Genomic DNA, 13,821 nt, shown 5'->3' on the forward strand with positions numbered 1-13,821 from the left:
GTGCGCAAAGATCCAGGTAGCATTTTCGGCTCGCACTAGGATATCGTCGTGCGCTGGCGGTCTTTTGCAGATCTCGCGGGTGGCGGGATGCGCGCCCGCGACGCCAAAATGACAATTGCACTAAACAGCTCATGATGCCCGTGTCGACGTCCTTTGATGATAACGCTGTCCGTACGCCAACGCCGGCTCTGGGCGCATTGCTCGACCGGTGGCGTACCGACTCCGGCGGCGCCTATCGAACTTGGTTCCTGTGGGACGAACGACTGAAGAATTTCCGTTCGATCCGCCGAGGGCTCGAGGCGGTCGTTGCCGAAATCGAAGCTGGCACGTTTGGTACCGCTTACCGGGGCTCTTCACTTGAAACCGTCGTCGGTTCGATCGCGGAGCAGCGCCAGATTTTCCGTGGCGCGGATCATGCGTTCCTTTGGAAACCCAAATTACGCATCCCAGACATCTATGAAAATACGGAGAATCAGCGGGCCTTCGGCCGGTTCCTCAATACCTGTCTGTGCTGCGACGCCGAAACCGCACTAATCGATGCGATTCATGCACTCGACCGCCATGCCATCAAGGGCTTGGGGCCGGCATGCGCGAATCTCTTGTACTTCCTGCACCCAACGCTGGTGCCCCCGTTCAATACGGCGATCGTCAACGGTTACAACACCCTCACCGGAGCGCGAGTCAAATTGGGGCGATGGGATTCCTATCTCGCAATGCGCCACGGCATGCAAACATTGATGCAGCAGTATCGAATGCAATTCTCGAACGACTTCGGCGCGATAGCCGGGTTTCTGTTCGATATCGGCAGCGGACGCTACACGGCTCCACCCGTGGATGGAGATGCCTTGGCGCTTGAACGCTGGCAAGCCGACCTCGCGCAAGTCCGCGAAGAAAGCGCAGCAAGCGCCAAAGCGCTGGCGTTGGCGCGCGAAAGCGATCATACCCACACCGAGATCCAGGCCTGGCTTCGGGATTTGGGCCGCGCGCTCGGCTTCAAGGTCTGGATCGCCGCGAACGGCCGCGGCAGGATGTACGGAGAAACGACCTTGGGCCAGGACTGTCTCGTAGAACTGCCCGCGGGACTCGAAGCCCATCCCGCAGCCGACACGATCCGGCTGATCGACGTGCTCTGGATCAACGCGGAGCGCAATACGGTGGAGGCCGCATTTGAGGTGGAGCACACCACCAGCATCTATTCGGGTATTGTTCGAATGCTCGATCTTGCGTTCGGGATTCGTGAGCAGGCTGCCCAGGCATATTTCCTTGTGGCGCCCGATGCGCGCGAGGGAGACGTTCGCGCACAATTCGCTCGCCCCGCCTTCAATCGCGTCACCGATCTGAATCTGAGTTTCCTGCCCTATAGCGAATTGCGTACGCATCGAGAAGCAATTGCCCGTTTCGGGACGGGATTGAAAGGCGTCAGCGCAATCGCCCATCCTCTGCGATAGAGGCGCTGGCCGGGTGCTTGGCGGTCGGGGCTTATTCGTCCCAATAGCGGCTTTAAGCGGTTCACCCCAATAAAGCCACTCGACTTTGCCGGGGATACTTACTTTACGTGCTTTCGCCGGGACAACACGCGTTCGCCCTACCGTTCTCTTGAATCGGAGGGCACGGCACAGAGCCATACGAGCAGAATACGCAGCAATCGCCTGGCTTCGGCTTGAGCAAGGCACCGCAGCTCCGGCAATCGTAGAACCACTGGCAGGCATTGGTCGGCATCGTTTCGATCGCGGCATGGCCACACTGCGGGCAAGTCAATGTCGACTGCAGTACGACGTCGGTCATGGTCTGATCTCAACCACTTTCGACGGGTAGCCCGCGTCGGTCGTTGCTTGAATCAGCCTGGCTTGCGTGGCCTTGGCGTCGTCGAACGTGACTACGGCTTGCTTGTTGTCGAAACGCACTTCCGCCTGACTGACCCCCGGCACGGCGACCAGTGCTTTCTTGATGGTGATCGGACAGGCCGGACAATCCATGCCGGGCACGGACAGAGTGACGGTGCGCGGTGCGGCCCAGCTCGGCGTCACAAAAACGAGCGTGCTCACTGCCGCGATGATTCGCAGGAACATAGTAGTCCTTCTCTCAATAGAACCAGGGTGCGACATACGGAAAGGCGAACGCGATCAGAACCAGCACGGCAACCACAACAAACAGGGCACGGTACGCGAGCTGTGCCGCCGGGGCCGCACAGACGGCGCCAGGCTCGCAACGGGATGCCGGCCGCCAGAGGTACCGAGCGGCGATGATCAAGGCCAGTAGCGCTACGCCAAGAAAAATGGGGCGATACGGTTCGAGCCGGGTCAGGTTGCCGATCCATGCGCCGGAGACCCCCAAGGACAACAGCACGAGTGGCCCCAGGCAGCAGCTCGAGGCGAGTACGGCGGCGAGACCGCCAAGCCACAAGGCTGCGGCGCCCTGGGAATCGCTGGTCTTCGATCGGCTCATGAATTAAATTTACGGCCGTACCAAAGTACGGAGTCAAGCCCTATGAGTCGCCCTCGCGACAACCTGAGCATCGGCGCCCTCGCTGAAACCGCAGCGGTGAATATCGAGACCATCCGCTTCTATCAGCGCAAAGGTTTGATGGCGGAGCCGGCACGCCCTCCCGGCGGCATCCGCCGCTATGGCCATGCCGAGCTGGCGCGGGTGCGTTTCATCAAGTCCGCGCAACGACTGGGATTCAGCCTCAACGAAATCGCGGAGTTGCTCTCGCTCGACGATGGCACACATTGCCGCGATGCACGCCGTATCGCGGCTCACAAGCTTGACGACATGCGCGGAAAGCTGGCCGACCTCCGGCGTATGGAAGCGGCGCTTAAGCGGTTGGTCGCGCGATGCGATGCAACCCACGGCACCATAACGTGTCCATTGATCGCATCCTTCAAGTGATCTGCCCGGAACGATTCGACGCGTTAGCCGACAGGCGGCTAACGAAGCCCAACAGGCGAGCTTCGTTGACCCAGAGCAATTTCAGTGGGCGCCGAGCGCACGCGCGTGCCAGCCTCGTAGAGCCTGACCCTCGATCAAGTTGGCGGCGACACAGGAAGGCTGTCCGAATGCCATGACTTTCGCGCGGCCTTCCGGCCGATACACTTCACGGACGAACGCTTTGTTGAGAGTGACGTAGCTCGTGCCCAGAATTTCGACTTCACTGCCAATTTGCGGCGCCGGCGACGCCGTGAAACAGAGTTCCAAAGCACGACCTTGTACGCGTTGCACGCGTCCATCCAGGCCGGGATCCGGTTCTTGTGCGAAGGCACCCCAACTGAAGCCCATCAGGGCTGTCATTAGGACGAGAATGTTTGTAGGGTGGATTTTCATGATCGACTCCTCGAACTTGAAAGGGAATGACAGACCGCCCGTAAAATAGACGGTCGGGGCGTGTTTACCGTGAGAACCCAAACTCGCGTCGCCTGCGAAGGTGTAGTCACCACTGGTGAGCTCACGCAGCCTTACCTACTTGTGCACCCCGTGCGCCGAGTGAAGTACGGCCACGGAGGGCGCGCGGCTTGCGCCCTCCGTTCGCAACATCGCGTCACTTCTGCGCTGCTGCATCCTCTTCATATATCGAGTCACCGGGCCTTGGTGTGCCATCAAGTATTTGCGCATGAGCTCGGCCATTGGCCATCGGCATGGTCACCCGCAAGCGGCCGGCATACAGGTAGACGTTCGATGTGGGGTCTTTGGGAGGACCTGCACGGTAGTGAGTGACCTTGTATATCGCGCCCTCGACCGCTGGCACATTGTTGCGCAGTTGGATCTCGGCCTGGCCGTGGTCGACGGCAACGATGTGCCCGCGCGTGTCGACAGCGTGCGCCGGCAGTGCACCGGTCAAGGTAAGGGCGGAAGCGAGGACAATCGAGTTGAGCTTGAACGTAGACATGACGGACTCCTGATGATGGATTGCCCGGCGTATGCCGCCGGAAAATAGATTTGCGTTCGCGCTGTTACGCGCAGGGACACGACGCCTGAATCTGTACTCAGGCACGCATTGCGCGTGAAGGAACGGCTAAATCAGGAGGCGACCGAGGAAATGCGGTGGTCGCAAAGGCGCGTCACCATCGACGAGCGGCAAGGCCAGGGAGGCTGCGCCGAGCGTACGGACGACGACAAACGATTCCGCCTCCAGCGGCAGAAGCTTCGCCGAGGCGTCGTCCATGTGCTTTGCCTGCAAGGTGGCAGCGCAGTGGCCATCGTGGCAATCGGCGCCTGCGTGCTTCATGCTTCCGGCATGATCGGTCATCGCCATAGCTGGGTCGCCAGAGGACATTGCCACGCAAAGACCACCGGCCACGGTGAACTGGCAGAAGAACAAGGCGACCACTGCAACCCACACCACGGCAAGGCGATGGCGCAGCAGGCGGCGCACGGCGTGTTGGGCGATGGAGCGGCGGCTGAAAAACATGGATGGTGGCCTCGTTGGCAAAGACATTGGATACGACGTGGCAGCGTGAAGTTCCTTACGTCGCACTGATGGAAACCCGGTTACCTGACCGTTGCTTGCGTGGCGTCCGCAGCAAGCGGTAAACGACCGGAATCACGAACATCGACAGCAACGGTGCAGTGACCATGCCGCCGACCATGGGCGCTGCGATTCGCTGCATGATTTCCGAGCCAGTGCCGTGGCCGAGCAGGATCGGCAGCAGGCCGGCGAGGATCACCGCCACCGTCATCGCCTTTGGCCGCACACGTTGGACTGCACCTTCGTGAATCGCAGCAAGCAGCGTTTCCGCGGTCTCGGGCTCACCCGCGGCCAACCGCCGTTCCCACGCGTGCTTGAGATACAGCAGCATGACCACGCCGAACTCCGCGGCGACGCCGGCGAGCGCAATGAAACCGACTGCGGTGGCGATCGACATGGCGTGCCCGAGCAAATACATGAACCAAAATCCGCCAATCAGCGCGAACGGCACGCCGGCCAGGATCAACGCAGCTTCGTCGAGACGGCCGAAGGTGAGATAGAGCAGGACGAAGATGATCAGCAGGGTTGCTGGAACTACGACTTTCAATCGCGCCATCGCATGCTCGTAGTATTCGAACTGCCCGGACCACGCGACCGACACGCCCGCGGGCAGCTTCACCTCGCTCGCGACACGCCGGCTCATCTCTTCGACCACCGCCGGCAGGCTGCGTCCGCGCACATCGACGTAGATCCAGCCGGACAGGCGTGCATTCTCGCTGCGAATCATCGGCGGGCCGTCGGCCACGTCGATCTTCGCGACGCTACCGAGCGTGATTTGGGCGCCGGCCGGAGTCACGATCGGCAGCTCGCGCAGACGCGCCACGTTGTCGCGCAGTTCACGCGGGTAGCGCACGCTGATCGGAAAGCGTTGGCGGCCTTCAATCGTCTCGCCGACGTTTTCGCCACCGATCGCCGAGGACACGACGCTCTGCACATCGGCGATATTGAGTCCATAGCGTGCGGCCGCGGCGCGATCGATATCGACGTCGACGTAACGTCCGCCGCTCAGGCGCTCGGCAAACGCGCTGGTCACGCCGGGCACGGTTTTGGCGACGCGCTCGATCTCTCTTGCCGCCGTATCGATCGTGGCGAGATCGGGGCCGCCGACCTTAACGCCGATCGGACTCTTGATGCCGGTGGCGAGCATGTCGAGGCGATTGCGGATCGGCGGTACCCAGAGATTGGTCAGACCGGGCATGTGCACCGCATGGTCGAGCTCGTCGATCAGTTTCGGCATCGTCATGCCCGGGCGCCACTGATCCCTGGGCTTGAAACGCACCGTGGTCTCGTACATCTCCAGCGGTGCGGGATCGGTTGCGGTTTCCGCACGGCCGGCCTTGCCGAACACGCTCGCAACCTCGGGCACCGTTTTGATCATGGCATCGGTCTGCTGCAGTATTTGTTGCGCCTTGCCGGCGGATAGGCCCGGTAGCGCGGTCGGCATATAAAGCACGTCGCCCTCATCGAGTGGGGGCAGGAATTCACCGCTGAGTTGAGAAATGGGCCATGCGGTCGCCAGCAATGCGACCAGTGCAACCACAAGGGTCATGCGCGGCGCGCGCAGCGCGGCGTCGAGAGCGGGCTCGTAGATCGCGATCAGCCCACGCGTGATCGGGTTCTTGCGCTCGTCCGGAATACGCCCGCGAATCCACCAGCCCATCAGCACCGGGATCAGCGTCACCGACAGCCCGGCCGCCGCGGCCATTGCATAGGTCTTGGTGAACGCGAGCGGACCGAATAGCCGGCCCTCCTGCGCTTCGAGCGTGAACACCGGTACGAACGACAGGGTGATCACGAGCAGGCTGAAAAACAGCGCGGGTCCGACTTCACTCGCCGCGTCGGCGATGAGGCGCCAGCGCTCATCGTTCCGCAATTCCTCATCCGCATGCGCGTGCTGCCATGCCTCGAGATGCTTGTGCGCGTTCTCGATCATCACGATCGCTGCATCGACCATCGCGCCGATCGCGATCGCGATACCGCCGAGTGACATCAGGTTCGCGTTGATGCCTTGCAAATGCATCACGATGAACGCGGCGAGCACGCCGAGCGGCAGCGCGATGATCGCGACCAGCGCCGAGCGCAGGTGAAACAAGAACAGCACGCAGACCAGAGCGACGACGAGGAATTCTTCGAGCAGTTTGCCGGACAGATTCTCGATCGCGCGGCCGATCAGTTGCGAACGGTCGTAGGCTTCGACGATTTCGACGCCGGTGGGCAGGCTCGCGCGAACGGCCGCTAGTTTGGCTTTCACGGCCGTGATCGTCGCCTGCGCATTCTTGCCCGAGCGCATCACGATGACACCGCCGGCAACTTCGCCTTCGCCGTTCCAGTCGGCGATGCCGCGCCGCATTTCCGGGCCGAGCTGGATGCGAGCCACATCGCCGAGCAGCACGGGCACACCGCCCGCGCCGGTCTTGAGCGGAATGGCGCGAAAATCATCCAGCGACTTCAGGTAACCCGAAGCGCGGACCATGTATTCGGCCTCGGCCATTTCCAGCACGGCACCGCCCGCTTCGCCATTCGCCTTTTGCACGGCGTCGATGACCTGACCATGCGTGACGGCGTAGGCGCGTAACCGATCCGGATCGAGCACGATCTGGTATTGCTTGACCATGCCGCCGACGCTGGCGACCTCGGCGACGCCGGGGACGGTTTTCAGTTCGAAGCGCAGAAACCAATCCTGCAGCGCGCGCAGTTGCGCAAGATCATGCTTGCCAGTGCGATCGACGAGTGCGTACTCGTAAATCCAGCCGACGCCGGTCGCGTCCGGACCGAGTTCGGCACGCGCTCCCGCGGGCAGGCGCGACTGCACCTGGCTCAGGTATTCGAGCACGCGCGAACGCGCCCAGTACAGGTCGGTGCCGTCCTCGAACAGCACGTAGACCAGCGAATCGCCGAAGCTCGAATAGCCGCGCACGGTCTTCGCGCCCGGCACCGACAGCATCGTCGTGGTCAGCGGATAGGTGACCTGATCTTCGACGATCTGCGGCGCCTGGCCCGGCCAGCTCGTGCGCACGATCACCTGCACGTCGGACAGGTCCGGCAACGCATCGACCGCCGTCTGTTTCAGCGAGTACACGCCCCACGCAGCGAGGAACAGCGCCGCGAGCAGCACGAGAAAGCGCTGGCGGATCGACCAGCGGATCAGGTTTGCGATCATGGCTTCGCCCCCTTCGCCTCGTCGAGTGTCGCGATCTTGACGATCTCAAAGTCACCGTCGGCGTTGCGCACGAAACTGAAACTGACGCGCTGGCCAGGGCGAATCGACGGCGTCGCGAGCTTTGCCGGCACGACAAAACCCATCGTCATCGCGCCCATGTCGAGCGAGGGAATGGCATCCGCTGCGATCGACCAATGCGTGCCGTCGATGCTCACCACCTTGCCGGTGGCGAGATGTTGTTCGGGTGCCGCGACCTTGCTCTCGTCCGCTTTGTCCTTGCCCATGTCCATCTCCTTCATGTCCGAATCCGTCTTCATCTCGCCGCTGCCGAGGCGTGCCAACGTGCCGGAGAGACTAGCTTCCGAATCGATCAGGAACTGGCCCGAGAGCACGATGTCCTCGCCGTCCTTGATTCCATCGAGCACGGCGGTCTTGCCGCCGGCTTGTGCGCCGAGGCGCACTTCCTGCGCGCGGAAGCGGCCCTTGCCTTCGGCGACGATGACGACATTGCGCGTACCGGTCTCGATCACTGACTCGCTCGGTACCAGCACTTGCGTCGCGGGCGCGGGGGATGCAACTTCGACGTTGGCGAACATGCCCGGCGCCAGCCGATGCTGCGGATTGGCGAGCACGACGCGCGCGCGTTGCGTGCGTGTCGCCGCGTCGAGGTCGGGAAGCAGTGCCTCGATCGTGCCGTTGAAGCGCTCGCCCGGGAAGGCCGGAAATGTCGCCGTCACCGTCGCGCCGGGTACCAACACTCCCGCGTCGGCTTCGGCGATGGCGGCGTTGACCCAAACCGTATCAAGGCCGTTGAGCGTCATGATCGGCGCGCCCATCGCGACACTCGCGCCGTCACGCACCGAGAGTTCGGCGACGACGCCATCGCGCGGCGCGGCGATCGCGAAGCGTAGTTGCGCGCGGCCGCTGCGATCGAGCGCCCGGATCGAGCCCTCGTCCATGCCGAGCAACACGAGACGCTGGCGTGCCGCGCTGCGCAGCGCATCAAGGCCGTTGCCATTCGTTCGGTGCAAGGCGAGATAGTCCTCCTGCGCAGCAGTCCAGTCCGGCGCAATCACAGTCGCCAGCGCCTGCCCACGTTTCACCTGGGTGAGCGGCGCACGCACCTGCAGTTGCTCGACGATGCCAGCAACGCGACTCGAGACCGTCGTGATCGCACGTTCATCGAAGGCAACGATGCCGGTAGCACGAATGCTGCGCGAAAGCGTTCCACGTTCGGCACGCGCGGTGCGCACGCCGAGGCTTTGGGTCAGGCGTGGATCGATCGCCACGGTGCCCGCGTCGGAACTGCCGCTTTCGCCGGCATATTTCGGTACGAGTTGCATGTCCATGAATGGCGATTTGCCCGGATGATCGAAATGCTGGTCCGGCTTCATCGGGTCATACCAATACAGCGCCTGTTTGCCGCCGGCCGAGGTGGATGTCGAAGCGGGCGCAGATGCCGAGGTATTGTGGCGCGCGAGCAAGAACGTGATCGCGCTACCGAGCGCAAATGCGACAAGGGCAACAAGAACGATGGTCGGTTTACGCATGACTCAATGCTCCAGATGATTGGCGTAGGCGAACCGAAGCGTCGCCCAGGTCTGGCCGAGCGTGTTCAGCAGCTCGGTGTAGGCAACGCGCTGCTCGACCGCACTGTCGAGCGCGGACAACGCGGCCTGGGCATCACCGCGACCGCCGCGGTAGGCCGCCAACGCCGCATCGGCCCGTGCGTCGCCGAGCGGCAGCAATTCCTTCTCATAGCGCTGTGCGCGACTGACCGCGCTGCGCCAGGCCGCAAGGGTCTTGGTCAGTTCCGCGCTGTGCATGCGCACGGCGTCGGCACGTTCGGCCTGGACTTGCATCAGCGCCGCCTGCTTGGAGGCGATGAGCGGATCCTGCCGGCGCGAGGCGAACAGAGGCAGCGGCACGCGCAGTTCCAACGAGATCATGTTCGAGTAGCGCGGACCGCGCTGCGCGTAGTCGAATTCGAGCGACCAGTCCGGCTTCTTTTCGGCGCGAGCCAAGGCCACCTCGCTCGACGCGGCGTGTTCGGCCGCATCGAACGCCAGCAGTTCGCGGTGCTCGCCGATGTGTGCGAGCAGGGTATCGGGGTTGCGGCCCAGATCGTCGAAGTTCGGCGCTTCTCCGAGCGTGCGGTCGCGTGCTTCGGGCAACCAGCGTCCGAACTCGGCACGTGCCTCGTCGACCTCGCGCTGCGCCTGGTCGATGCGGTCTTCCAGCATCACCCTCGTCGCCTCGGCGGCGATGCCGTCGGCGGCGCTGGCGCGCCCGGCGCTGAGTGCCGCTGCGGCCGCGCCGACCTGTGCTTGAGCGCGCGGACGCAGCGAGGTGAGCAGTTCCAGCCGGCGCTCGACCGCCTGCCGCGCGATCCAGGCCTTGGCGACGCCTTCGCGTACGGCAAGCCGCTCGTTCGTCAACAGCGCCTGTTCGCGGTCGGCGGCAGCTTGGGCACGCTGCGTACGCGCCTCACGCTTTTCTCGGCGAGGGAAGGACTGCATGACGCCGACCTTGCGCATGGTCATGAAGTCATCGGTCAGACTGAACGCATCGCCCTTGTTCACCGGCAGGTTGTCGATGCCGGCGATCAGTTCGGGATCGGGCAATTCGCCCGCCGGCCCGATCGCCTGCGTGGCCGAGTCCGCTGCGGCGCGTCGGGCCGCGATGGCGGGAGCCTGTCCCTCCGCGATACGGACCGCTTCTTCGAGTGAAAGCGGCCCGCTCGGTTGAGCAAGCAGCCAGGTGGGAAAAAGTATCGACGCGCCGGCGAAAGCTACGCGCAGAATGGCGCGCCGCACAGGGCGTCGCTGGGTAAACGTGCCAGGGGAAAACATACGAACTCCAACAACGAAAAGCCGCAGGACCGCACAGGCGTGCGGAATCGGATCAGTCGTTGCTGAAGCTCAAATCTGGAAGGTGCAGTGCTGAATCGAAAGTGGCGGCGCGGCGGCGCGGGCCGTGATTTCGCAGACGGGGGCGGGTGCGAAAGCACTGGGCTGCCACGATGCCGCACGCAGCCAAGTGGTCGGTGGCAACAGCGCCGGCGGCACCGTTGGCTGCGCCGCATGATCCGAGGAGGCGGACTGCGGATGGCAGTGATCCTGACAGCGCGCCTTGTCGCTCGACGCAGCCCGCTCGCAATCCGGCATGTCGGACGAAGCCGCCATTGTGGGGCTCATCGACTCGGTCGGACAGACATACGCCGCCGTAGCGACCTGCTGGAACAGCAGGCCCAGGAGCGCAATTAGCGCAATCCAGCGGCGGTGGCGTGGGCGGACGAACATTCTGCGAGAAAAGAAAGGGGTTCGGAGGTAATCCTTACATCTTCGTCGCCATAGGGCAAGAAAAGTTCAGCCCCACATCGTGCTTGGCCACCTTTCGCCACTGAGTCGAAACGGGATGCGACGGTGCCGTCACCGGACAGATCTCCGGCCCCGTGCAAAACGAACAGCAAGAAACTGTTGCCGTGCAAAAATCACCGACAGCCACAACTATCCTCAGGGCCGCACAGGCCGCATTCGATTTATTGCGAGGTCCGGTCCGGCGGAAATTTTCCGTTCTTCGTCCTTACGCTCACTGTAACGATCGACCAGCAGGGTGGCGTGCGGACGCAGCAGGATCGTGAAGCGCACGAGCTCCTCCATTACGTCGACGATGCAGACGATGCGCCAAAGCCGACCGAATCGAACCTACGCGTTCGGCGCGCTCAAGCCGATCCTCGTCGGCTGTCTGCTGCGCGTGCGCGCCTGTCTTGCCGCACTGCGCGACGCACTCGACGCCATCGTGCGCAGCCGCTGCCGCATCCAGCCGGGGCGAAGCTATCCGAGGGCGCGTCGTGTCAAGCCGCATGCACATTCCAATTACAAGCTATGCTGTTGAGGTGGGCTTAAGTTCGGAGCATTGCCGATCAAAGCGGTCACTTGCTTCTCGGCCACCGGCAAATGAATGTCGCGCAGCGCGTGATAGTCGTTGTAGTAGAAGTCGAGTCCACGAGCGACGAGCTTCGATGGATTGGCCACTTTGGGTGGCTCGCCGTAGATGGTGGTCACTGCCGGCGAGGCCATGCGAGCATGGTCGTTCACGAACTGGCTCCCTTACGCGAAAGAATGGCACGCGACAGAATGCTGAGCAGCAGCACGAAAAGCGTCACCACGAAAGCGCCGGCCCAGGCCAGCGAGTGCCAGGAGTCGTACGGACTCATGGCGTACTGAAAGATCACCACCGGGACGCTCGCCATCGGTGTGTTGAGGCTGTTGGTCCAGTACTGGTTGTTGAGCGCCGTGAACAGTAATGGCGTGGTTTCGCCGCTGATACGGACCAATGCCAGTAGCACGCCGGTCAGGATACCCGGCAGTGCCGAGCGGTACAGCACCTGAAGCGTGACTTTCCACTGCGGAATGCCCAGCGACAGCGCAGCCTCGTGCATCTGGCGGTGATCGTGATCACTCGGTGGTCTCTTGGTCTGTACCTGCTATGTGTGCAGTAGAGTGCCGCGCGACACGTCGATTTTCTTTTGCAGCCATTGATCGATTTCCAGTTCCACCCAGCCTGCGGCGCGATCACTGAGTTGAACCTGAGTTGGGAAGCACCCCAGCGCGATTAGGCGATAAATCTGACTCCGGCTCAAACCGGTCTTCTGCAGCACGTCAGGCAGGCGAAGCATGCGGATCGGCAGATTCATCGGCACGCTCCTGCGTTCGCTGCGAATGGAACACGTTTCATCGGAATGAGTACGAAGTGGCTCTGATAAAATGTACGTGTGGCGGCAGTCGGATGACGCGGGCCGTCCCAATCTGGGCCATCTGCCGTATACCATTCGTCCGTTATTATCCACTGGAGGAATTGCGAGGTAGCGAAGTTCGTCTCGATGTGCACAATGCCTTGCGACATGCGATCGGCATGCTCGATCGGGGTACGGATTCCACTATCGGGGACGTTGTCGCGCGCAAATGCGGTCGACGGCCGACGACGCCGGCTATCCAGCGTTGAAGCAACGGGGGGAATGTTTTTCACGAACATGACCAAGGTTGGCAATGATGGAGATGAATCGGAAAACAGACATCGGACTCGATCTGGATCTGACGTATGCGGTGGCACACGCCGCGAACGCAAAGGATTTGCGCACAGTGGCTGAACGCTTCTGTTCGGTAAATGATTTTTCTTACTGGATTTACGCCTTGGCCGGGCCGGACAAGGCCATCACCAACTACCCCGATGAACTGGTCGATGTCTACGCCGAGAATCGCTGGCACTGCGGGGGCGACCCGTTGATCGATGCGATCCACCGACAGCATCGGGCATTGTCTTGGGATATTGAGTCGATCTCGGCTCCCGCTCGTTCGATGGATATGGCTCAACGCGAGCTTATGGATCGCCGGTGGGAAGTGGGGGCGCGAACCGGCGTCAGTGCACCAGCCTACGATCGACGCGGCAATGCCTTCGACTATGCCCTGGTATCGTTCTCTCGCGATCACGCGCTGAGCGAGATCGCCCAACGGCATCACGAGGTGCAAGTGCAACTGCTCGCCGCCTACTTTTTGAGCGCGGCGCAACACATTTTCGGTGAGCCAAACGCGCCATCCGAATCGGAGCCAATTACTCTGACCCCGCGAGAACACGAATGCCTGTCCTGGGTGGCGCTTGGCAAGTCGAGCTGGGAGATCGGCCAAGTGCTCGGCATCGCCGAAGCAACCGTCAATTTCCATTTGGGAAACGCCGCCACCAAACTTGAGGTGCGCGGACGGACTTGTGCCGTGGCCAGAGCCATCCGTCGGGGCCTCATCAACCCGACGTAACCGAGGTTCAATCCTTTGCGCGAGTCCGCTTCGTGGCCGATTTGGCTGCTTTCCCGAAGTCGCCACTCTGCAATTTGTCGAGATTGAGCTTGTGCAGCTTCTCCCAACCTCGGATGTAATCGCCCGCCAGAGTGTCAAGCAGTTCGAACAACGGAATGCCCTGCAAACCCGCAATCGTCTTGAGCCTCGCCCGCGTCTGCTTGTGCATGAGGGTATAGACCTTCTGCAGCTTACGGCGGCTGACGGCGGCGGGGTGTTCCATGCGATCTTCTCGGGGTTCGTTAGTAGCGAACGATGGGTCGCCACAGGACGACGTTGTACCCGGAAGCTCGTTCGAGAGCAATAGCCAAAGCCGCTCATGAAATCGTCTATTTGGTCTATGCATG

16 protein-coding genes and 3 pseudogenes are annotated in these 13,821 nt (G+C 62.3%); 4 read left to right on the forward strand and 15 right to left on the reverse strand.

Features of this window, described 5'->3' with window-relative positions; translation table 11 throughout:
* Positions 1-131 precede the first annotated feature (131 nt).
* A complete protein-coding gene (locus FFS30_RS22115) occupies positions 132-1,448 on the forward strand; it encodes a type II restriction endonuclease (RefSeq protein ID WP_249352591.1) in 1,317 nt (438 codons plus the stop codon).
* A 103-nt stretch (positions 1,449-1,551) separates the two neighbouring features.
* Here the strand turns inward: FFS30_RS22115 and FFS30_RS24375 are convergent, their stop codons facing one another.
* The 3 genes from FFS30_RS24375 to merT are packed head-to-tail and all read right to left on the reverse strand — an operon-like array spanning position 1,552 to position 2,445.
* Positions 1,552-1,785, reverse strand: coding sequence for a GDCCVxC domain-containing (seleno)protein (locus tag FFS30_RS24375; protein ID WP_137915369.1), 234 nt, complete (start codon positions 1,783-1,785; stop codon positions 1,552-1,554).
* Complete coding sequence (merP, locus tag FFS30_RS22125) at positions 1,782-2,069, reverse strand: mercury resistance system periplasmic binding protein MerP (protein WP_137915370.1); 288 nt, start codon at positions 2,067-2,069, stop codon at positions 1,782-1,784. Before merP ends, FFS30_RS24375 begins: the two co-directional genes overlap by 4 nt.
* A gap of 13 nt (positions 2,070-2,082) precedes the next feature.
* Entirely contained in the window at positions 2,083-2,445 is a 363-nt protein-coding gene (merT, locus tag FFS30_RS22130) for a mercuric ion transporter MerT (RefSeq protein WP_137915371.1), read from the reverse strand.
* A 42-nt stretch (positions 2,446-2,487) separates the two neighbouring features.
* Here merT and merR point away from each other — a divergent pair, with 42 nt between their 5' ends.
* On the forward strand, positions 2,488-2,889 hold the full coding sequence (gene merR / locus FFS30_RS22135; RefSeq protein ID WP_137915372.1) for an Hg(II)-responsive transcriptional regulator: 402 nt from the start codon (positions 2,488-2,490) through the stop codon (positions 2,887-2,889).
* Between the two features lie 81 nt (positions 2,890-2,970).
* On the opposite strand, the gene FFS30_RS22140 is transcribed toward merR, so the two are convergent.
* From FFS30_RS22140 to FFS30_RS24380, 8 genes and pseudogenes are all read right to left on the reverse strand, one after another.
* Positions 2,971-3,321 carry a hypothetical protein gene (locus tag FFS30_RS22140; RefSeq protein WP_137915373.1) on the reverse strand — a complete coding sequence of 117 codons (351 nt, stop codon included), beginning with the start codon at positions 3,319-3,321 and terminating at the stop codon, positions 2,971-2,973.
* A 214-nt stretch (positions 3,322-3,535) separates the two neighbouring features.
* On the reverse strand, positions 3,536-3,883 hold the full coding sequence (locus tag FFS30_RS22145; protein WP_137915374.1) for a hypothetical protein: 348 nt from the start codon (positions 3,881-3,883) through the stop codon (positions 3,536-3,538).
* Between the two features lie 126 nt (positions 3,884-4,009).
* Complete coding sequence (locus FFS30_RS22150; protein WP_137915375.1) at positions 4,010-4,405, reverse strand: hypothetical protein; 396 nt, start codon at positions 4,403-4,405, stop codon at positions 4,010-4,012.
* A 55-nt stretch (positions 4,406-4,460) separates the two neighbouring features.
* Positions 4,461-7,622: an efflux RND transporter permease subunit gene (locus FFS30_RS22155; protein ID WP_137915376.1), complete on the reverse strand. Its 3,162-nt coding sequence runs from the start codon at positions 7,620-7,622 to the stop codon at positions 4,461-4,463.
* Positions 7,619-9,172, reverse strand: coding sequence for an efflux RND transporter periplasmic adaptor subunit (locus FFS30_RS22160; RefSeq protein ID WP_137915377.1), 1,554 nt, complete (start codon positions 9,170-9,172; stop codon positions 7,619-7,621). The genes FFS30_RS22155 and FFS30_RS22160 overlap by 4 nt, the downstream gene beginning before the upstream one ends.
* Before the next feature lie 3 nt (positions 9,173-9,175).
* Positions 9,176-10,438 carry a TolC family protein gene (locus tag FFS30_RS22165; RefSeq protein WP_171014793.1) on the reverse strand — a complete coding sequence of 421 codons (1,263 nt, stop codon included), beginning with the start codon at positions 10,436-10,438 and terminating at the stop codon, positions 9,176-9,178.
* Positions 10,439-10,543: 105 nt separating this feature from the next.
* Positions 10,544-10,807, reverse strand: coding sequence for a hypothetical protein (locus FFS30_RS22170; protein WP_137915379.1), 264 nt, complete (start codon positions 10,805-10,807; stop codon positions 10,544-10,546).
* Between the two features lie 330 nt (positions 10,808-11,137).
* Positions 11,138-11,296: pseudogene (locus FFS30_RS24380) on the reverse strand (arsenical resistance protein ArsH); the annotation flags it as partial.
* A 7-nt stretch (positions 11,297-11,303) separates the two neighbouring features.
* On the opposite strand from FFS30_RS24380, the gene FFS30_RS22180 reads away from it, so the two are divergent.
* The gene (locus FFS30_RS22180) at positions 11,304-11,519 is read left to right on the forward strand and encodes a hypothetical protein (RefSeq protein ID WP_212742548.1); all 216 of its coding nucleotides are present in this window, start codon (positions 11,304-11,306) and stop codon (positions 11,517-11,519) included.
* A 23-nt stretch (positions 11,520-11,542) separates the two neighbouring features.
* On the opposite strand, the pseudogene FFS30_RS22185 reads toward FFS30_RS22180, so the two are convergent.
* The 3 genes and pseudogenes from FFS30_RS22185 to FFS30_RS22195 form a co-directional block, all read right to left on the reverse strand.
* Positions 11,543-11,704, reverse strand: a pseudogene (locus tag FFS30_RS22185) (phosphate ABC transporter ATP-binding protein); the annotation flags it as partial.
* A 14-nt stretch (positions 11,705-11,718) separates the two neighbouring features.
* A pseudogene (locus FFS30_RS22190) lies at positions 11,719-12,069 on the reverse strand (ABC transporter permease subunit); the annotation flags it as partial.
* 42 nt (positions 12,070-12,111) lie between these two features.
* Entirely contained in the window at positions 12,112-12,321 is a 210-nt protein-coding gene (locus FFS30_RS22195) for an AlpA family transcriptional regulator (RefSeq protein ID WP_212742550.1), read from the reverse strand.
* Between the two features lie 352 nt (positions 12,322-12,673).
* Here FFS30_RS22195 and FFS30_RS22200 point away from each other — a divergent pair, with 352 nt between their 5' ends.
* Complete coding sequence (locus FFS30_RS22200; protein ID WP_137915381.1) at positions 12,674-13,435, forward strand: LuxR family transcriptional regulator; 762 nt, start codon at positions 12,674-12,676, stop codon at positions 13,433-13,435.
* Positions 13,436-13,442: 7 nt separating this feature from the next.
* Here the strand turns inward: FFS30_RS22200 and FFS30_RS22205 are convergent, their stop codons facing one another.
* Positions 13,443-13,697, reverse strand: a complete 255-nt coding sequence (locus FFS30_RS22205; RefSeq protein WP_137915382.1) for a hypothetical protein — start codon at positions 13,695-13,697, stop codon at positions 13,443-13,445.
* Positions 13,698-13,821 lie beyond the last annotated feature (124 nt).

The organism is Rudaea sp. 3F27F6 (assembly GCF_005503555.1).
In the GTDB taxonomy this organism is placed as follows: domain Bacteria; phylum Pseudomonadota; class Gammaproteobacteria; order Xanthomonadales; family Rhodanobacteraceae; genus Rudaea.